The 19,334-nt window shown below is 57.4% G+C and carries 21 protein-coding genes; 8 read left to right on the top strand and 13 right to left on the bottom strand.

Features of this window, described 5'->3' with window-relative positions:
• The first annotated feature begins 188 nt into the window (after positions 1-188).
• Positions 189-392: a hypothetical protein gene (locus ACW4YW_RS04645; protein WP_457136478.1), complete on the top strand. Its 204-nt coding sequence runs from the start codon at positions 189-191 to the stop codon at positions 390-392.
• A 7-nt stretch (positions 393-399) separates the two neighbouring features.
• Here ACW4YW_RS04645 and ACW4YW_RS04640 read toward each other — a convergent pair whose 3' ends face one another.
• The 5 genes from ACW4YW_RS04640 to ACW4YW_RS04620 all read right to left on the bottom strand — a co-directional run bounded on the left by ACW4YW_RS04640 (position 400) and on the right by ACW4YW_RS04620 (position 5,267).
• Entirely contained in the window at positions 400-1,470 is a 1,071-nt protein-coding gene (locus ACW4YW_RS04640) for a sulfate/molybdate ABC transporter ATP-binding protein (RefSeq protein WP_457136477.1), read from the bottom strand.
• A 35-nt stretch (positions 1,471-1,505) separates the two neighbouring features.
• Positions 1,506-2,402, bottom strand: a complete 897-nt coding sequence (gene cysW, locus ACW4YW_RS04635; RefSeq protein WP_407995125.1) for a sulfate ABC transporter permease subunit CysW — start codon at positions 2,400-2,402, stop codon at positions 1,506-1,508.
• Between the two features lie 12 nt (positions 2,403-2,414).
• Positions 2,415-3,254, bottom strand: coding sequence for a sulfate ABC transporter permease subunit CysT (gene cysT, locus ACW4YW_RS04630; RefSeq protein ID WP_407995126.1), 840 nt, complete (start codon positions 3,252-3,254; stop codon positions 2,415-2,417).
• A 125-nt stretch (positions 3,255-3,379) separates the two neighbouring features.
• On the bottom strand, positions 3,380-4,267 hold the full coding sequence (locus ACW4YW_RS04625; protein ID WP_309564502.1) for an EAL domain-containing protein: 888 nt from the start codon (positions 4,265-4,267) through the stop codon (positions 3,380-3,382).
• Positions 4,268-4,277: 10 nt separating this feature from the next.
• Complete coding sequence (locus tag ACW4YW_RS04620; protein ID WP_457136476.1) at positions 4,278-5,267, bottom strand: sulfate ABC transporter substrate-binding protein; 990 nt, start codon at positions 5,265-5,267, stop codon at positions 4,278-4,280.
• A gap of 356 nt (positions 5,268-5,623) precedes the next feature.
• Here ACW4YW_RS04620 and epsC point away from each other — a divergent pair, with 356 nt between their 5' ends.
• The 3 genes from epsC to ACW4YW_RS04605 are packed head-to-tail and all read left to right on the top strand — an operon-like array spanning position 5,624 to position 9,400.
• A complete protein-coding gene (gene epsC / locus ACW4YW_RS04615; RefSeq protein WP_457136475.1) occupies positions 5,624-6,577 on the top strand; it encodes a serine O-acetyltransferase EpsC in 954 nt (317 codons plus the stop codon).
• A 59-nt stretch (positions 6,578-6,636) separates the two neighbouring features.
• Positions 6,637-7,554, top strand: a complete 918-nt coding sequence (locus ACW4YW_RS04610; RefSeq protein ID WP_407995130.1) for a family 2A encapsulin nanocompartment shell protein — start codon at positions 6,637-6,639, stop codon at positions 7,552-7,554.
• Positions 7,541-9,400, top strand: coding sequence for a family 2A encapsulin nanocompartment cargo protein cysteine desulfurase (locus ACW4YW_RS04605; protein WP_457136474.1), 1,860 nt, complete (start codon positions 7,541-7,543; stop codon positions 9,398-9,400). The genes ACW4YW_RS04610 and ACW4YW_RS04605 overlap by 14 nt, the downstream gene beginning before the upstream one ends.
• Positions 9,401-9,483: 83 nt before the next feature.
• Here ACW4YW_RS04605 and ACW4YW_RS04600 read toward each other — a convergent pair whose 3' ends face one another.
• The 6 genes from ACW4YW_RS04600 to ACW4YW_RS04575 form a co-directional block, all read right to left on the bottom strand.
• A complete protein-coding gene (locus tag ACW4YW_RS04600; protein WP_309564507.1) occupies positions 9,484-9,699 on the bottom strand; it encodes a TOBE domain-containing protein in 216 nt (71 codons plus the stop codon).
• A gap of 40 nt (positions 9,700-9,739) precedes the next feature.
• Positions 9,740-10,099, bottom strand: coding sequence for a DUF2325 domain-containing protein (locus ACW4YW_RS04595; protein ID WP_457136473.1), 360 nt, complete (start codon positions 10,097-10,099; stop codon positions 9,740-9,742).
• 74 nt (positions 10,100-10,173) lie between these two features.
• Positions 10,174-11,184, bottom strand: a complete 1,011-nt coding sequence (locus tag ACW4YW_RS04590; RefSeq protein WP_407995738.1) for a sulfate ABC transporter substrate-binding protein — start codon at positions 11,182-11,184, stop codon at positions 10,174-10,176.
• A gap of 23 nt (positions 11,185-11,207) precedes the next feature.
• Positions 11,208-11,408, bottom strand: coding sequence for a YezD family protein (locus ACW4YW_RS04585; RefSeq protein ID WP_407995739.1), 201 nt, complete (start codon positions 11,406-11,408; stop codon positions 11,208-11,210).
• 175 nt (positions 11,409-11,583) lie between these two features.
• Complete coding sequence (locus tag ACW4YW_RS04580; protein ID WP_457136472.1) at positions 11,584-13,158, bottom strand: alginate export family protein; 1,575 nt, start codon at positions 13,156-13,158, stop codon at positions 11,584-11,586.
• A gap of 339 nt (positions 13,159-13,497) precedes the next feature.
• Complete coding sequence (locus ACW4YW_RS04575; protein WP_457136471.1) at positions 13,498-14,046, bottom strand: cob(I)yrinic acid a,c-diamide adenosyltransferase; 549 nt, start codon at positions 14,044-14,046, stop codon at positions 13,498-13,500.
• A gap of 107 nt (positions 14,047-14,153) precedes the next feature.
• Between ACW4YW_RS04575 and murI the strand changes: the two genes are divergently transcribed.
• Positions 14,154-15,002 carry a glutamate racemase gene (gene murI, locus ACW4YW_RS04570; protein WP_457136506.1) on the top strand — a complete coding sequence of 283 codons (849 nt, stop codon included), beginning with the start codon at positions 14,154-14,156 and terminating at the stop codon, positions 15,000-15,002.
• 61 nt (positions 15,003-15,063) lie between these two features.
• On the opposite strand, the gene ACW4YW_RS04565 is transcribed toward murI, so the two are convergent.
• Both ACW4YW_RS04565 and ACW4YW_RS04560 read right to left on the bottom strand, forming a co-directional pair.
• A complete protein-coding gene (locus ACW4YW_RS04565; RefSeq protein ID WP_309564514.1) occupies positions 15,064-15,255 on the bottom strand; it encodes a zinc-finger domain-containing protein in 192 nt (63 codons plus the stop codon).
• A 21-nt stretch (positions 15,256-15,276) separates the two neighbouring features.
• Positions 15,277-16,197: a branched-chain amino acid transaminase gene (locus ACW4YW_RS04560; protein WP_309564515.1), complete on the bottom strand. Its 921-nt coding sequence runs from the start codon at positions 16,195-16,197 to the stop codon at positions 15,277-15,279.
• Between the two features lie 262 nt (positions 16,198-16,459).
• On the opposite strand from ACW4YW_RS04560, the gene ACW4YW_RS04555 reads away from it, so the two are divergent.
• The 3 genes from ACW4YW_RS04555 (at position 16,460) to ccoN (ending at position 19,318) form a co-directional block, all read left to right on the top strand.
• Positions 16,460-17,116, top strand: a complete 657-nt coding sequence (locus ACW4YW_RS04555; protein WP_457136505.1) for an OmpW/AlkL family protein — start codon at positions 16,460-16,462, stop codon at positions 17,114-17,116.
• An 86-nt stretch (positions 17,117-17,202) separates the two neighbouring features.
• The gene (locus tag ACW4YW_RS04550; RefSeq protein ID WP_457136470.1) at positions 17,203-17,778 is read left to right on the top strand and encodes an SCO family protein; all 576 of its coding nucleotides are present in this window, start codon (positions 17,203-17,205) and stop codon (positions 17,776-17,778) included.
• A gap of 82 nt (positions 17,779-17,860) precedes the next feature.
• Positions 17,861-19,318 (top strand): cytochrome-c oxidase, cbb3-type subunit I, encoded by a 1,458-nt coding sequence (gene ccoN, locus ACW4YW_RS04545; RefSeq protein ID WP_309564518.1) that lies wholly within the window; start codon positions 17,861-17,863, stop codon positions 19,316-19,318.
• Positions 19,319-19,334: the final 16 nt, after the last annotated feature.

Below are 19,334 nucleotides of genomic sequence, written 5' to 3'. Positions count from 1 at the left end.
TCGCGCGCGCCGGCCAGGAACGGCAGCGGCGCTGCTTCTCGGTCGGCGCGATGCAGGCGGGCGTGTTCGACGGCTATCGCCGGCTGCTGGCGCGTGACGACGGCGCCGCGCGGCCTACGGCCGGCGCGTGAAGGGCCGTCGGTCGATCCGCCTTCGCCGAACCCTCCCGCGTCGAAACCGACGTCGCCGTGGTTCATCGTGTCGGCACGCTGGTTGCCGCAATCTCGGCCAATGCGCAGGAGCGGAGCGCTGGTGTCGTCCAGATCGGCCAGTCTGTCACCGAGCTAGACCAGATTGCCCAGCCGAATGCTGAGCTGGTGCGGGAGTTATCTGATTCCGCCCCGGATCATTGCCTTCAAACTCAGAGCCTGGCGGAGCCAGAATATCGCTAGTTCTGGTTTAGCTGGCACTGTTTTCCAGAAACACTTGCACGCTGCGCGGCTTGAGGTAGACATGGCTGCCCTGGTTGAGGGCCAGCTCTCTGAAACGCTCGCGCGTGATTTCCGCTTCGATGATGTCGGCATCGTTCACGGGTTGTAGTTCCAGACGCACCAGCGGGCCGGCTGCGTGGATGTAACTGACGACGGCCTGCAATGCCGGGTTGCCATTCGGCTCGGTGTAGATGTCGATGTCGTGCGGGCGCACGTAGGCGAGCGCATTGCTGTTTTGCACGGCATGGTGCTCGTCCAGGCTTAGCGTGATGTTGCCGATATGGGCCTGGCCCTGGTCGACGCGGCTATGGAACTGGTTGACGTTGCCGAGGAATTTATAGACGAACGGCGAGGACGGGTTGTCGTATACCTCCTGCGGGGAGCCGATTTGCTCGATCTTGCCCTGGTTCATGACGACGATGCGGTCCGCGACTTCCAGGGCTTCTTCCTGGTCGTGCGTGACGAATACGCTGGTGATGTGCAGTTCGTCATGCAGGCGGCGCAGCCAGCGGCGCAAGTCCTTGCGCACCTTGGCGTCCAACGCGCCGAAGGGTTCATCCAGCAGCAATACCTTGGGCTCGACAGCGAGCGCGCGGGCGAGCGCGATGCGTTGGCGCTGGCCGCCGGAAAGCTGCGGCGGGTAGCGGTCAGCCAGCCAGTCGAGTTGCACCAGGCTCAGTAGCTGGTGCACCCGCCGGTGGATTTCGGCTTCGCTAGGACGGGTTTTCTTGGGCCTGACCCGCAGGCCGAACGCGACGTTCTCGAACACGGTCATGTGGCGGAACAAGGCGTAATGCTGGAACACGAAGCCAACCTGGCGTTCGCGTACGTCGCGGTTGGTTGCTTCCTCGCCATGGAAGTGGATGCTGCCGGAATCGGGCGATTCCAGGCCGGCGATGATGCGCAGCAGCGTGGTCTTGCCGCATCCCGAAGGGCCGAGCAGGGCAACCAGTTCGCCGCTTGGCACGTCGAGGCTGACGTCCCCCAGTGCGGTAAAGCTGCCGAATTCTTTTTTGATGTTGCGGATTTCAATACTCATGATGTCATCCTTGTGACAGGTATGCTGTTTATATGTTATTGGTCAGAGGCTTTTTCACGCGCGCTGGCGCTGCGGCTGCTTTGCCACTCGATATACGACTTGAGCGCCAGCGTGATGAGCGCAAGGAAAGCCAGCAGCGACGCCACGGCAAACGCGGCTGCATAGTTGTATTCGTTGTAGAGGATTTCCACATGCAGCGGCATGGTGTTGGTGAGTCCGCGGATATGGCCCGACACCACCGAGACCGCGCCGAACTCGCCCATGGCGCGCGCATTGGTGAGAATCACGCCGTACAGCAAGCCCCATTTGATATTGGGCAGAGTAATGTGCCAGAGGATCTGCCAGCCTGACGCGCCCAGCACCAGGCCTGCCTCTTCCTCTTCCTTGCCTTGCGCCTGCATGAGCGGGATCAGCTCGCGCGCGATGAATGGGAAGGTGACGAAGATCGTGGCCAGCACAATGCCTGGGATGGCGAAAATCACCTTGAGATCATGGTCGATCAGCCATTCGCCGAACCAGCCCTGCAGGCCGAAGATCAGCACATAGATCAGGCCTGCGATGACCGGGGAAACGGCAAACGGCAGGTCGATCAGCGTAATGAGGATGCTTTTTCCCTTGAACTCGAACTTGGCGATTGCCCAGGCTGCTGCAATGCCGAATACCAGGTTGAGCGGCAGCGAGATGGCTGCCGCGATCAGGGTGAGCTTGATCGCGGAGACGGCATCAGGCTCCACCAGGGCGGCGATGTAGGTTTCAAAGCCCTTGCGCAACGCCTCGGTGAATACGGCAGCCAAGGGGATGAACAGGAACAGGCTGAGGAACAGCAGGGCCGAGATGATCAAGGTCCAGCGAACCCAGGTGGGCTCGGAGGTCGCGCGGCTGCGCGCTACCTTGGCATTGTAGTGGGCGAGTTGGGAAACGGTGGTCGACATATTATTGTGTTCCTATCGCGATGCGCTGTTGCGGCGGCTGCTCCACCATTGCAGGCCGTTGATGGTGAGCAATAGCAGGAAGGAGATGACGAGCATGACCACCGCGACCGCGGTAGCGCCGGTGTAGTCATACTGTTCCAGCTTGGTGATGATGATCAGCGGGGTGATCTCGGAGATCATCGGCATGTTGCCCGCAATGAAGATGACGGAGCCATATTCGCCAATCGCGCGGGCAAAGGCGAGCGCGAAGCCGGTGAGCAGGGCGGGCCAGAGCGCGGGCAGGATGACGCGATGGAAGGTTTGCCAGCGATTGGCTCCCAGGCTGGCGGCGGCCTCCTCGGTTTCCGCCTCCAGGTCCTCGAGCACGGGCTGCACGGTGCGGACTACGAAGGGCAGTCCGATGAATGTGAGTGCCACGACGACGCCGAGCGGGGTAAATGCCACTTTCAGGCCGTAAGGTTCGAGCAGGCTGCCGATCCAGCCGTTGGCCGAGTAGACCGCCGTAAGCGCAATGCCTGCCACCGCGGTAGGCAGGGCGAACGGCAGGTCGACCAGCGCGTCGACCAGCTTTTTGCCTGGAAATGTGTAGCGCGTCAGCACCCATGCAGTCAGCAAGCCAAAAACCGCATTGATGATGGCGGCAAACAGGGATGCCCCGAAGGTGAGCTTGTACGAGGCGATGACCCTCGGCGTGGTAACGGTGTGCCAGAATTCACCGAAGCTTAGTTCGGTGGTCTTGAAGAAGGCGGCCGACAAGGGGATCAAGACGATCAGGCTCAGGTATAGCAACGTATAGCCGAGAGAGAGGTTGAAGCCGGGCAGCACGTTATGCGGTTTGTGTTTTTTTGCCATATTGTGAATTTAGTTTGTTTGGCTGGAATTGGGGCTGGTGCAATGTAGCAGAAGCGACTGCCGGGCAAAAATAATATGTTTTTATAATGATATGCCCCGACGTTATTTTTCTACGGGCCGCGCCGTTATGCCGCGGCCCGCTTGTTCAAGCGCAGCGCGGGCTTCAAGGCCTCCGCAGGCTGTAATTCCTTGGCGGTGGCCGGCCTGCCGAGGAAATAGCCTTGCAGCAACGTGCTGCCCGACTCGATGGCGATTTCCAGTCCGGCCTGCGATTCGATGCCGGTAATCACCGGTTGCGCGCCGATGTCGTGCACCAACTGGATCAAGCGGGGCAGGATCTTGCGTACGCGCGGGTTGCGCTCGGCTTCCTTGATCAGGCTGGTATCCAGCTTCACGAACTCGGGTGAGAGTTTCCACAGCCGCTCCAGGTGGGAGTGCTTGTTGCCGAAATTGCCGATGGCGATGCGGTATCCCCGTTCCGTGTAATTCTCGATGGCGTCGGCCAATTGGTTTTCGTGCTCGACGACGCTTTCCTGTATCTCGATGACCACGCGGTTGGTCGGTACGGAATTCGAGTGCAGGATGCGCTCGAACACCTTGCCGTGCGCATTAACGCTGATCAGCAGGTTGGGGTGCACGTTGAGGAACAGCAAGCCGTTTTCCGCATAGATCTGGCGGAAGTTGAGCACGTGCAGCGTGCGCACGACGCGGTCGAACTTCACCAGCTTGCCTACCTGCCCGGCAAAGCTGAAGGCGAATTCGGGACTGATGCCCTGCTGGCCGCCCAGCGATGGGCGGATGAAGGCCTCGTGGCCGAACAAGTCCCCGGCCTCGCTATCATAGATAGGCTGGAAGGCGCTGTTGAGCTGTAAGCCCAGGAAGGTGCTGTTGAACTCTCCCGAGGATTGTTCTTCCAGCCCATACTCGTCGAGATCCAGGTAGAGGGATTCCCGCAACTGGGACTTGAGCTGCTCGATGGCAGCGGAGGTGGGGGCTGTGTTCTTTGTCGTCATGGCTGGCTGCTTATTTGTTCACATAAATCTGGTCGAATATTCCGCCGTCGGCAAAATGCGTTTTCTGGGCTTTCTGCCATCCGCCGAAGGTGTCATCCACGGTAAACAATTGCAATGGCTTGAAGTCGGCCTTATGGGCCGCCAGGACTTCGGCTGAACGCGGGCGCAGGTAATGGCGGGCGGCGATTTCCTGTCCTTCCGGCGAATAGTGGAATTCCAGATAGGCTTGCGCTACCTGGCGCGTCTTGCGCTTGTCCACCACCTTGTCGACCAGGGAAACCGGGTTTTCCGCCAGGATGCTGGAGGACGGGTAGACCACGTCGAAATTGTTGTTCCCCAGCTCCTTGTTGATGAGGAAGACTTCGTTTTCGAATGTCAGCAATACGTCGCCAATGCCGCGCTGCACGAAAGTCGTGGTCGCGCCGCGGCCGCCCGCGTCCAGCACCGGCACGTTCTTGAACAGCTTGGTGACGAAATCGCGCGCCTTGGCTTCGTCGCCGCCTTTCTTGATGACGGCGCCCCAGGCGGCAAGATAGCTATAGCGACCATTGCCGGAGGTCTTGGGGTTGGGGATGACCACCCCGACCCCGGGCTTGACCAGGTCGTCCCAGTCCTTGATGTTCTTGGGGTTGCCCTTGCGCACCAGGAAGACGGTGGTCGACGTGGTGGGCGAGCTGGCATTGGGCAGGCGCTTCTGCCAATCAGCAGGGATCAGCTTGCCGCGCTCGAAGAGGATGTCGATATCGTTGCTCTGGTTCATGGAGATGACGTCGGCCTGCAAACCGTCCGCAACGGACCTGGCCTGCTTGCTCGAACCGCCATGGGATTGGTTGATGGTGACGGATTCCCCGGTTTTCTGCTTCCAGTACTTGCTGAAGGCAGGGTTGAAGTCTTTATAGAACTCGCGTGTCACGTCGTAGGAAACGTTCAGCAAGGTAGTGTCGGCATGAGCCAGGCCCGCCGCGGCCAATAGGCTGATAGCCAATATTTTTTGTAGCATTGAGACCTCTAGAGGGATTGAGAGACGATGGAGTGCACTATAGGAGGCTTTGGAAATAATGTAAAAGAATATAGTGGAATATAATTAAATTGATTCGTTATTTCGTAATCAAACTTTCACATATATTTTTTAATTATATATATAGAATTAATTCGAATATGTGGTAATCTTCTATTATTACAGTGTTTGTTGCACCATGACCAATGGACAGCGACCATTTTATGATGAGGATGTACTTGGATGCATCGTCACAATATATCGTTAGCGTGAGCTGACCGGACAACCGGAAGCCAGCACCTCTCTATGAGAAGTGCTGGCTTTTTTGTTTTTACAAGGTCAATTTTGGGCGGCAATTGATGAGTCAACATGAAAAAAATGCTGAGTTCGGAGATGAGCTGGGGATCAGCCAGATCGTCACCCAGCTGCGCGAAGTCAGACTGACTGCGCTGGAGCACCGCAACCGGCTGAACCGCCCTCCCAAGCTCCCTGCGCGCAAGGCGCTTGCCGAGGTGGTGGAAGGGCTGGGCGCCGCCCTGTTTCCCAACCGTCTCGGTTTGCCGGACCTGCGGGAAGAGGGCATCGACTATTTCGTGGGCCATACGCTGGATGTGGCATTGCGGGAACTTGTCGCCCAGGTGCGGCTGGAGTTGAGCTTCGTTGCAGAGGCCGGGCAGGCAGAGGATGTGAAAGCGCGCGCGACTACCTTGGTGCGTGAATTCGCTTCCCAGCTGCCTGCCGTCCGGCATTTGCTCGACAGCGACATCCGCGCAGCCTATGAGGGCGACCCGGCGGCACGCAGCGTGGACGAGGTGCTGGTGTGCTATCCGGGAATCAACGCCATCATCCATTACCGTATTGCCCATGTGCTGCACCAGCTGGGCGTGCCGTTGATTGCCCGCATGATCACTGAAATTGCCCATTCCGCCACGGGGATCGACATTCATCCCGGCGCCCAGATCAGCGAGGGCTTCTTCATTGACCACGGCACGGGAGTGGTCATCGGTGAGACCAGCATCATTGGCCGCCATGTGCGGCTTTACCAGGCAGTCACGCTGGGCGCCAAGCGCTTCCCTGTGGATGCCGATGGCAGCCTGGTCAAGGGCAATGCGCGCCACCCGATTGTCGAGGACGACGTCGTGATCTATGCCGGGGCCACGATCCTGGGCCGGATTACCATAGGTCGCGGCTCAGTGATCGGCGGCAATGTCTGGCTCACGTACAGCGTCCCACCCAATAGCAATATCACCCAGGCGCAGATGAGGGAAGGCGCGCCTGCAGGCCAGCGCAACGGCACTGTGACTCATCAGTAAAGCAATAGGGCGGCATCTGGTCCGCCGCATCGATCGGTAATTTTAAAGGAGAGATTTTCATGTCAGACATTCATCAAGCGCATACCGCCCTGGGAGACGTCGCTGCCCGTACGCTGGCGAATGCCACCAAGACCGTGCCCATGCTGGGCGCCATCACGCCGCGCTGGCTGGTGCACCTGCTGCAATGGGTGCCGGTGGAGGCGGGCATCTACCGCGTCAACAAGGTCAAGGACAACCACCATGTCGAGGTGGATTGCTCTAACAAGGATGAGCGCGAACTGCCCGCCACGTTCGTGGATTACGAAGAATGGGGCCGCGAGTATGTGCTGAATGCCGTGAATACCGTGGTGGACGTGCATACCCGCATTTCCGACCTCTACAGCAGCCCGCACAACCAGATTCGCGAGCAGTTGCGCCTGACCATCGAGACGGTGAAGGAGCGCCAGGAAAGCGAGCTGATCAATAACAAGGAATACGGCTTGCTGCACAACATCGCAGCCGGTCAGAAGGTCAAGTCCCGCAGCGGCTCCCCTACGCCGGACGATTTCGACGAGCTGATTTCCCGCGTGTGGAAGGAGCCAGCGTTCTTCCTCGCACATCCGCAGGCGATTGCAGCCTTCGGCCGCGAGTGCACGCGCCGCGGCGTGCCGCCGCCGACTGTCAGCCTGTTCGGCTCCCAGTTCATCACCTGGCGCGGCATCCCCATCATCCCGTGCGACAAGCTGCGCGTGACCAAGGGCAAGACCAACATCCTGCTGCTGCGTACCGGTGAAAGCCGCCAAGGCGTAGTGGGCCTGTACCAGCCCAACCTGCCAGGACAGCAAAGCATGGGGCTGTCCGTCCGCTTCATGGGCATCAATCACAAGGCGATTGCTTCCTACCTGGTTTCCCTTTATTGCTCGCTGGCGGTACTGACCGAAGATGCGATTGCCGTGCTCGAGAATGTCGACGTAGGCAACTACTATGACTACAAGTAACATTAACGACCTGTCATCGTTTGAACCCGAAGCCATCCTGGCAGCATTGCCGGGCGAGCATCCGCGCATGGCCGCGGCCATTGCGGTGGGGCGGGAGGCGCAGGCAAGCGGGCACCTGGATATTGACGAGCTGACCCGCATTGCCAATGAAATCTATGTGGAAGGTTTTCCGCATGGCGCGCCAGAGCTTCCTTCCACGGCATCGCTCACGGATTCCGCTGCGCCTTATGCCGCCGGGAGCCCGGGGATAGGAGCGCCAGTGCCGCCGGCCCCTTCCGCGGTGTCTGCATTGCCAACGGGTGCCCCCGCTGCGGCCAATGTCGTCTCCGGCATCGAGCTTGCGCAGATCGCGACTCTCAGCTTCGGCGTATCGCCGTCCCAACTGCCGCCGGAATTCAGCCAGGAACGGGTTGAGGCCGTCGGGGCTGCGCCTGTCTTCCCGGGCCTGGATATCAGCAGCCTGCTTGGAGGGGTGGATATTCCTTACCCAGTGGACCTGCAAGGGCTGCTGGCTTCGCCCGCCAATAGCCCGCACGGTTCGGGAAAGTCGGCCGCCAGCAAGGCTTCGCCTTACTATTTTGTCGCGGAGCGCCCCGGCATACCGGAGGTGGCAGGCTCGGCCCACCCGCCGTTCGACGTCAACCTGGTGCGCAAGGATTTCCCTATCCTGCGCGAGCTGGTGAACGGCAGGCCGTTGATCTGGCTGGATAATGCTGCGACGACACAGAAGCCGCAAGCGGTGATCGACCGCCTGTCCTATTTCTATCAGCACGAGAATTCCAACATCCATCGCGCAGCCCATGAACTGGCGGCCCGCGCGACCGATGCCTATGAAGGCGCGCGCGAAACGGTACGCCGTTTCATCAATGCGCCTGCGGTGGAAAATATCGTGTTTGTGCGCGGCACGACCGAAGCGATCAACCTGGTGGCCAAGACCTGGGGCAGGAAGCACCTGGGCGAGGGCGACGAAGTGGTGGTCACCAACCTGGAGCACCACGCCAATATCGTGCCCTGGCAACAGCTGTGCCAGGAAACCGGGGCCAAGCTCAAAGTGGTGCCGGTGGACGATAGCGGGCAGGTGCTGCTCGATGAATATCAGAAATTGCTGACCTCGCGCACCAAGCTGGTTTCCTTCACCCAGGTTTCCAATGCCCTCGGCACCGTGACGCCGGCAAGGGAGATGATCGCCATGGCGCATGCGGTTGGCGCCAAGGTGCTGTTGGACGGCGCGCAATCGGTCTCGCACATGCGCACGGACGTGCAATCCCTGGATTGCGATTTCCTGGTGTTCTCCGGCCACAAGATTTTTGGCCCGACCGGCATCGGCGCGTTGTACGGCAAGGCGGAAGTGCTGGACGACATGCCCGCCTGGCAAGGTGGCGGCAATATGATCCAGGACGTCACCTTCGAGAAGACGGTATATCACGGCGCTCCCGCCAAGTTCGAGGCTGGTACCGGCAATATCGCCGATGCGGTGGGCATGGGGGCTGCGCTCGAGTACGTAGAGCGCCTGGGCATAGAGAACATTGCGCGTTACGAGCATGAGCTGCTGGTTTATGCGACCGCCGCGCTGGAGAAGGTGCCGGGTTTGCGCTTGATCGGCACCTCCCAGCACAAGGCCAGCGTGCTGTCGTTCAATCTGCACGGCTACAAGAGCGAAGAAGTCGGGGCCGCGTTGAACCAGGAAGGCATTGCGGTGCGCTCTGGCCACCATTGCGCGCAACCGATACTGCGGCGCTTCGGCGTGGAAACCACGGTCAGGCCGTCGCTGGCTTTCTACAATACCTATGCCGAAGTGGATGTCCTGCAGGGCGTGCTGCTCAAGTTGGCCTCCGCAAAACGCTGAACGCAACGTCTAGCCAGCTTGCAGCAAGTAAAAAGGCCAGGAATATTCCTGGCCTTTTTGTTGATTGACAAGCTGCTGGCAGCTTATACCTTGGCGAGGGAAACCTCGGTCGCCTTGATCAGCGCCAGCACTTCCGTGCCGACCTGCAGGTTCAGCTCGTTGACCGAACGCGTGGTGATCACGGAAGTGACGATGCCCACCGGGGTTTCCACATCGACCTCGGATACCACCGGGCCCAGCACGATTTCCTTGATCCGGCCACGGAACTGGTTGCGGACGTTAATTGCATGAATTGCCATGATAAAACTCCTTTTGCTACATCAACTGCTTGAGTACGGGTTAATTCAGTGAGAGACGGTCTTGCCATTGAGCACTGGCTTGCGTGTCTTCGCTACACTCTCCCTCCGCGACGTAGTCGGGGTTCAGTTGCTTCAAGCGGGTGCGCAATGCTGTTGGACCATTCGGTGTGTAAACAATTCGCACACCGCGCTTGGCTGCGCTTTGCTTGATCTTGTGGGTGAATGTATGGCTGATCCAGTCGGTGACCAACACGATCAGGTCGGTATCGTGCGGAATGACTTTCTTGCCGTCGCCGACCTTGCGGCCCGACCAGTGGTTGATATGCGTGACACCGAAGTTGGACAGCTCTTGCTTGATGCCTTCAATCTGGTCGCCGCCTACAATTAACGCAGTACTCATGATGAGAGTCTCCTTTAGCTGCTGGCAGCGCCAAATTGTGCTCGGCGCTGCCTGTTAATCAATGAATCGTCAATTTATTGCTGGTAGATCTGGTCGAAGGTGCCGCCGTCGGCAAAGTGCGTTTTCTGCGCCTTTTGCCAGCCGCCGAATGCCGAGTCGATGGTGACCAGGCTCAGCTTGGGGAAGAACTTTTCATACTTCTTGGCGACGCTTTCGAGGCGGGGCCGGTAGTAGTTCTTCGCCGCAATCTCCTGGCCTTCCTCGCTGTACAGATGCTCCAGATAGGCTTCTGCCACCTTGCGGGTGCCGCGCTTGTCGGCCACCTTGTCCACTACCGAGACGGACGGCTCGGCCAGGATGGACAGCGACGGCGCGACGATCTCGAACTTGTCCGGGCCTAGTTCCTTTTGCGCCAGGAAGGCTTCGTTTTCCCATGCCAGCAGGACATCGCCGATCCCGCGTTCCACGAAGGTGGTTGTCGAGCCGCGGGCGCCGGAATCCAGTACCGGGACGTTCTTGAGAATCTTGCCGATGAATTCGCGGGTCTTGGATTCATCGTTGTTGAATTTCTTCTGGCCGTAAGCCCAGGCTGCCAGGTAGTTCCAGCGCGCGCCGCCGGAAGTCTTGGGGTTGGGGGTAATCACCTTGATGCCGGGCTTGGCGAGGTCGTCCCAATCCTTGATGTTCTTGGGGTTGCCCTTGCGCACCAGGAACACGATGGTGGAAGTGTAAGGGGAGCTGTTGTCCGGCAGGCGCTTGATCCAGTCCTTGGGGATCAGCTTGGCCTTTTCCTGCAGCGCATCGACATCGTAGGCAAGCGCTAGCGTGACCACGTCGGCCTGCAGGCCGTCGATGACGGCACGGGCCTGCTTGCCGGAGCCTCCATGGGAAGTCTTGATGGTGACCTTGTCGCCCGTCTTGGCTTGCCAGTATTTTGCAAAGACATTGTTGTACTCTTGGTAGAGTTCGCGCGTCGGGTCATAGGAGACGTTCAGCAGTGTGACATCGGCCGCCAATGCAGAGAGCGAGCTGCCCAATGCCGCGATGGCGATCAAGCCGGAAAGGCGGGGAATAAAACGGTTCATGCAAAATCCTTTTTTATATTTACTTAGTGGTTAACAGCGCTTTGCAAGGCTGGCTTGGTTTTTGGCGTGTCGTTGTTGAAGCGTACTTTTTCCCGGCGCTCGATCTGGGTGACGCGGCCATCGTGGACCGTGATCTCGATGGAGCCAAAACGCAGCAGATCGATGGAACGCAGGATTTCCTGAATCACCTCGTTGCTGGTTTTTAATTTTGGTTCTTGTGACATACGTTTGCCCTTGGCAGTGTTCAATGAATGGGTGAACTGTAGCAAGGTTATTAAATAGTTAAAAATAATTTGTTTTTATAATTTTATCGTTTTTTTGAATATCGATAGGCGCAAAAAAACCGGGAAAGCCCATGGCGATCCCGGTTGAAAATGGAGGTATACAGAAAAAGGCGAACTAGAAGGCGCTGACCGTCAACTCGACATAGAAGAAGTTGGAGGTGTCCTTGCGGTCTCCCGTATTGTTCTTCACGAAGTCACCGCCCTTGAAGTAGGCATAACCCACATTGCCAGTGACCTGCTTCACAATCGGGAATCTGACGCGAATATCCCATTCCTCGCCAAGATCCCTGTCTTGGTTGGTGCCGGTGTTGACCAGGTTGTTGCCCGCACCCCAGCGGTCGGTTGCGCTATCCAGCTTGTACCAGCTGTAGCCGGTGTCAATATTGACGCCGGTATATGGGGTGAACTCGGCGCGAATCTTGGTGGCATTGATGTTTTCCATCTGGATGTAATCATTGCTCGACCATGGGCGCGCAAAGCCGAACAGGCGGTCGAAGCGTTCCTGGGTGCCGGTGGTGGAGGCCTTGTTGCCGCTCGCTACGCCATAATTGGCGCTGAAGCGCGGTTTCCAGGCATGGTCGGCGGTATAGCCGACTTCAGCGATGTAGGAGTAGGCGCGATGGTCGCGCTTGGTGGTCGGCGTCACGTCTTCCTCGCCCCATTGGCGGTAGTAGCTGACGTCGTAGTCGAAGCCGGTCTTGCCGACTACGCCATAACCGCGCAGCCCGGCAGTGTGGATTTCCCGGTCCTTGAAGTCGTTGATATTAGTGATCCTGGCGCCGGAGGCATTGTATTTGACTTCATCGCCATCCTGCTTGAGGTAAAAGTAGGATGGGGACAGCGTCACGATATCGGACCACTTGCGCCAATCGAAGACGGCACCATAGAACCATTGGGCCTTGTCGCGCTGGTTGAGCTGCTCGGTGAAGCGCACGATAGGCTGCAACGCAAACAGGTCCAGCTCCCAGTCGTTCTTGTGCTGGCCGAAAGTGGCACGCACGCCCTGGAATGTATTGGTCGTGTTGCGCCATTCGTTACGGGCGATCAGGCGGCGGTCAAGCTGCTCGAACGCCATGCGGCCGGCCTTGATGCTGATGGGGCGGTCGTTCCCGAGATCGTCCTTGCCCAGTCCATCCTTGAAGAACAGCTCGCCATATAGCTGGATTGGCTCAGCCAGGTCGACATCCCGGTTGTCGCGGGCGAAATGGCTATGGTTGCGGCGATCGTCTTCCAGTTCAAGCGTGAATCTCAAAGGATCAAATTTGTTGCGTACTGCAAGGTAGATGCGAGAGCGAAGCAGGAATGGTTCGTCCGTCACATTGACTCCGCGGCGGAAGTCATTTTCCCGGTTTTCATAACGGAACCGGTAGTCGGCGCCGACGTCCAGCCAGTCGATGTCGGTATATTCCTTGAGCCAGGTCTGGTTGATCGGCTTGGTGAATCTAGGGGGCTCGCTTTCGCGCTGCGTGCCATAGGCGCGCGGAGCAACCCAGTAGCCTTTTTCCGCTTTTTTCGCGAGTGCCGCCTCGGCGGCAATTTCCGCCTTGCGCGCCTTGATGCGTTCTTGTTGATCGAGTTCCTCTGCTGTCAGAGGAGCGTTCGCAGCTTCTTCGGCTGCATAAGTGAGTCCGGCCGTGAGTGCGATGCCGCTGGCAATCAATAGCTGGATAAGCCCAGTTTTCTTGATCAAGATAAATCTCCCTGATGTTTGTTGCTTCCAGTTGACTGGCAAGCGAACCTTGTTTGTGAACAAGTGTTGATATTCAACCGCTGGTGATACAGTAGGTGTTAGGGGTGTTTAAACAGGACAACGAGACGCTGGGATATGACTACGTTGTGCCGCCTGGAGAACCAGGCAAGCGGTCCCCTGCTCACGGATAAGACCTAATGTAAATTCCAAGGCTAATATCGACATGATGTAGGGGTTCTTTAAAAACTCAATGAATTGATAGCCCGCACTTTAGCAATAGTTATTAATAGTTAAAAATACTTTTTGAATCTATTTTTATATGAATCCTTAATATACAGGCTATGTGCGCCGGTGCTGCCACAATACATCCGCTTCGCCCGCCGCATGGTTAAGGTGGCGCGCCATGACGAACAATAAGTCCGACAGGCGGTTCAGGTAAGGCAAGGCGGCATCGCTGGTGGCTTGCTGGCGGTGCAGGGAAAGCAGTACCCGTTCCGCACGGCGGCATATGGTGCGGCCGAGGTGGCATAATGCTGCAGCACGTGTGCCGCCGGGGAGGATAAACTCCTTGAGCGGGGCAAGTTGGACGTTGAGCGAGTCCAGGGTTTGTTCCAGCGCTGCCACACGGCTCGCTTGCAAAAGCCGGTAGCCGGGAATGGAAATTTCGCCTCCCAGGTCGAACAGGTCATGCTGAATCTGCGTCAGGGCTTGGCTTACTTGGAGTGGCAGCGGTTCGGCCAGCAATACCCCCAGCGCGGCATTGAGCTCATCCACGCAGCCCATGGCCTCTACACGCAAGCTGTCCTTTTCTATCCGGCTGCCGTCGCCGAGGCCGGTGGTGCCATCGTCACCCGTACGTGTATATATTTTGCTCAGGCGGTTGCCCATGGTCGCTTATCCTTGTCGCGTGCATAAGGCGCATTGTAAAGCAATGCGCATGCTGGCTCGCAAGCCAGCGCTTGGGTAAACTGCCTGGGTTCTTATTTCTTCTGTCTATCGTGGCCCATTCATCAATTCATTCACCTGAAAGCCCCAGTGTCATTCCGGCCATTGGCGTATTCGACTCCGGCGTGGGCGGGCTGTCCGTGCTGCGGCATATCCGTGAGCAGCTTCCTGGCGAGCACCTGCTTTATTTCGCGGATTCCCTGAACGCGCCATATGGTCCCAAGTCGCAGGCTTTCATCATTGAGCGATCCAGGGAGATTTCCCGGTTTTTGATTGGGCATGGAGCCAAGGCGATCGTCGTCGCGTGCAATACGGCCACAGCGGCTGCGATCCAGACTCTCAGGAGTGAGCTGGATATCCCCATCATCGGGATGGAGCCGGCAGTCAAGCCTGCCGCGGCTGCAACGCGTAGTGGGGTTGTGGGGGTGCTGGCTACGACCGGAACATTGAAGAGCGCGCAATTTGCCGCCTTGCTTGCGCATTACGGGAAGAATATCAGGGTGGTGACCCAGGCTTGCTTGGGTCTGGTCGAATGCATAGAGCGTGGAGACTTGGATGGTGAAGCCACCCGTGCGCTGGTGGCGGAGTATGTCGCCCCATTAATAGAGGCGGGAGCCGACACGATTGTGTTGGGATGCACGCATTACCCTTTTGCCAAATCCCTTATCGCCGAGATTGCCGGGCCGGATGTCGTGCTCATCGATACAGGAGAAGCGGTGGCGAGACAGGTTCGCCACCGCCTGGAAGAGGCAGGGTTGCTGGCCGCCTCAGGGATGCCAGATACCGTCAGAGCCTGGACCAACAGCCCTGCAGGTAATGCAAAACAGCTGATCCGCTTATTGCATGGCGGCGATATAGAAGTCGAGGCGATAGGCGGGCAATCACTCAGTTTACTGTGAGCATCGCTGTATCAATTTAAGGCATGGAAACAATAAAGCCGGACAAGTCCGGCTTTATTGTTTAATGGTGTGCGACGGTTTCGCCGGCTTTCAATCGATACTTGGTGCCGCAGTAAGGGCAAGCGACATGGCCCGTGGCAGCGATATCAAGAAAAACGCGCGGATGCGAGCACCACAGCGCTACCTCGTCGGTGGGGCAGTGCAGGGGCAGGTCTTTCGCAGTGACTTCGATTTCCTTGGTGTCGGTTGCCATGTCGTGTCCTCTTGCGCTGTGTTATACCAGTGTCAGCCAGCCGATATGCTCAGGGGAGCGGCCGTGCACCACGTCGAAATACTTGGATTGCAGCTTCTCGGTGATCGGGCCGCGCGTACCGGCGCCGATGGCGCGATTGTCCAGTTCGCGGATCGGGGTGACTTCGGCTGCGGTACCGGTGAAGAAAGCCTCGTCTGCAGAATAGACTTCATCACGGGTGATGCGTTTTTCGATGATCTGGTAACCGAATTCCGTAGCAAGCTGGACTACGGTGTCGCGCGTAATGCCTTCCAGCGCGCTGGTGAGGTCAGGCGTGTAGATCTTGTTGTTGCGGATGATGAAGATGTTCTCACCTGAGCCTTCGGCGACGAAACCGTCGACATCCAGCAGCAGGGCTTCGTCATAGCCGTCCTGAGCAGCTTCCTGGTGGGCCAGGATCGAGTTCATGTAGTTGCCGTTGGCTTTTGCCTTGCACATGTGGATATTGACGTGATGGCGCGCAAACGAGGAAGTCTTGACGCGGATGCCGTGCTTGATCGCCTCGTCGCCCATGTAGGCGCCCCATTTCCAGGCCGCCACGATCACGTGGGTGGAAAGCGTCTTGGCGGAGATGCCCATGGCCTCGGCGCCATAGAACGCCATTGGGCGCATGTAGCCCGACTCGAGATTGTTTTCGCGGATGGCGGCTTTTTGCGCTTCCAGCAGGGTCGCCTTGTCAAATGGCATTTTCATGCCCAGGATATGGGCGGAGCGGAACAGGCGGTCAGTGTGTTCCTGCAAGCGGAAAATCGCAGTGCCCTTGTCCGTTTTGTAGGCGCGCACGCCTTCAAATACGCCCATGCCGTAGTGCAATGTATGGGTCAGTACATGCGTAGTGGCATCACGCCAAGGTACCATTTTTCCGTCATACCAAATCAGACCATCGCGGTCGGCCATCGACATCTTTGCTTCTCCGTTACCAAGTGCTGTCAAAAACTTCCATTGTACGCGCAAGGCCTTGTATTTGAATAGCTGGTTTTCTCAAAATTGTTGGTGAGAAGGCGGTACCTGGCAATGGATCTACGCGGAGATCAAGCAAATAATATGGAGCCTAAATAAGTTGACTAATTTGATCGGATATTAACCACTTTTAAATTATGGTTAATGGGGGTAGAATGGTTTCATGGTGTCCTGTTTTGTAGTCAATAATAAAGTGAGAGATATGATGAAACTGAAGCAAAGTGTGTTGCTGGCTTGTGCGTTGATGGTTCCTGCCGCTGCGATGGCCGAGGCTGGCGACTGGGTGATCCGTGCGCGCGCGGTGAATGTGAGCCCGAATGAAGACAGCAAGCTGGGAAATTACACCAATGCCCTGCTGGGCGCTGGCGCTGGTTCCAAGCTGGAAGTCAACGACCAAGTGATTCCCGAGTTGGATATTTCCTACTATGTGACCAAGAACATTGCGCTGGAGTTGATCCTTGCCTTGGGTACCCGCCATGATGTCAGCATCAAGGGCGCCAATGGCGTGGCAAGCGAAAACCTGGGTTCCGTCAACCTGCTGCCGCCGACATTGACAGCACAATGGCACTTTCGTCCTGACCAGACATTCGACCCTTATGTCGGTGCCGGCGTGAACTATACCCGTTTTATGGATAACGGCCTGCACTCCAACCAAGTGGGTGATATTCGCGTCGAGCGCAACAGCTGGGGCCCTGCGCTGCAAGCCGGCTTCGATATCAACCTCAAGGATGGCTGGTTGCTCAACGCTGACGTCAAATACCTATGGATCGATACCGACGTCAAGCTCAAGAACGGCCCCAAGATCGATAGCCTGGACATCAATCCATGGGTCATCGGTTTTGGTTTCGGCAAGCGCTTCTAATTGCCTGGCAGCCACGGGCTGCGGTTTGGCATAAACCACCTAGTGGCCGATAATCCTAGTTTGGATTGTTGGACACGGGTGGATGTATGTTGAGATGGTTGTGGATTTTCCTGGTTTTCTCCTTGGTTGCATGCGGGCCGGGGAAGCAGGAGCTGGAACTATACGGCGTTGATATCAGCGACAGGGAGTTGGAAGGCGCTTTTACCCTGACTGACCATCAAGGCCAGGTGCGGCGCCTGGAAGACTTCAAGGGCAAGGTCGTGGTGTTGTTTTTCGGCTATACGCATTGCCCGGATGTGTGTCCGACCACCATGCTGTCCATGGCAAACGCCATGAAGCTGATGGGCGACAAGGCACAGGACGTACAAGTGTTGTTTGTCAGCGTAGACCCAGAGCGGGATACGCGAGAAGTGCTGGCGCAATATGTTCCATTCTTCGATGCGCGTTTTATCGGTTTGAACGGAACGCCGGAGCAGTTGAAGCGGGTCGCGAAGAATTACAAAGTGGTATACGCCAAGCGGCCGGCGGAAGACGGGGATGCTTATACCGTCGATCACAGTACCGGCGTGTATGTGGTTGACCGTAAAGGAAAAGTGCGTGCCTATTTGCGGCATGACGAGACGCCGGAACAACTGGCGCATGATATTACCCAATTTTATTAGGGTTTTTCTTGTCCAAGGGCTTGGATAAAGAATATAATTTTGCGATTTTTATAAATTAGACTTTTAGATGAGGAGTGCGACCATGGCAACGGCAAGCATTGCGTCTGCTGGTGTTGGTGCTAGCGAACAATATAACTACGATATTATTCGCAAATTCGCCATCATGACCTTGATCTGGGGTGCGATTGGTATGTTCGTCGGCGTGTATATCGCCTCTGAACTGGCCTTTCCGTTCCTGAATTTCGATAGCCCGTACATCACATTCGGCCGCCTGCGCCCTGTGCATACCAGTGGCGTGATCTTCGGTTTCGGCGGCAGCGCCCTGTTCGCAACCTCATACTATGTTGTACAGCGTACCTGTCAGGCCCGCCTATTCGGGGGCGAGGGGCTGGCCAATTTCACCTTCTGGGGCTGGCAGGCCGCGGTGGCGCTTTCTGCGCTCGGATACATGTTCGGCTATACGCAGGCACGCGAATATGCAGAGATGACCTGGCCGGTCGACCTGCTGATCCTCTTCGTATGGGTGGCTTACCTGGGCATCTATGTCGGCACCTTGCTCAAGCGCAAGCAGCCGCACATCTACGTTGCCAACTGGTTCTACCTTGCCTTTATCCTCGCAACGGCCCTGCTGCATATCTTCAATAACCTGCAAGTGCCCGTTAAGCTGTTCTCTCTGGAGTCCTACAGCCTGTTCTCCGGCACTCAGGATGCGATGACCCAGTGGTGGTACGGCCACAATGCTGTGGGCTTCTTCCTGACCGCAGCCTTCCTCGGCATGATGTACTACTTCGTTCCAAAGCAAGCCGGCCGCCCGGTGTACTCCTACCGCCTGTCCATCCTGCACTTCTGGGCGATTATCTTCCTCTACATGTGGGCGGGTGCGCACCACTTGCACTGGACTGCATTGCCTGACTGGACCGGCACACTGGCCGCCACCTTCTCCATCATGCTGTTGCTGCCATCCTGGGGCGGCATGATCAACGGCATCATGACCTTGTCTGGCGCCTGGGACAAGCTACGTACGGACCCGGTGATCCGCTTCCTGATCGTTGCGTTGTCCTTCTACGGCATGTCCACCTTTGAAGGCCCGATGATGTCCCTGAAGGATGTGAATGCGCTGTCCCACTATACCGACTGGACTGTAGGCCACGTCCACTCCGGTGCGCTGGGCTGGGTTGCCATGATCACCTTCGGCAGTATGTACCACCTGGTGCCGCGTATCTGGAACACCCAGATGTACAGCCTGCGCCTGATCAACGTCCACTTCTGGCTCGCGACAATCGGCGTCCTGCTCTACATCACCGCCATGTGGATCTCGGGCATCATGCAGGGTCTGATGTGGCGCGCTTTCGATGACTTCGGCAACCTGCAGTATTCCTTCGTCGAGTCTGTTGCTGCTGCGCATCCGTTCTACGTCATGCGTGCTGCGGGCGGGGCATTCTTCCTCGCGGGCATGATTCTCATGTGCTACAACATGTACAAGACCATCCGCCAAGGCAGCACCGAGGCCCATGCCGGCCTCAATGTGGCGGCAGCCTAATCGGCGCTTGATTGTA

This window comes from Methylobacillus pratensis (assembly GCF_054072455.1).
The sequence above is the reverse complement of the archived record's forward strand: the minus strand, read 5'-3'. Positions and strand labels throughout refer to the sequence as shown.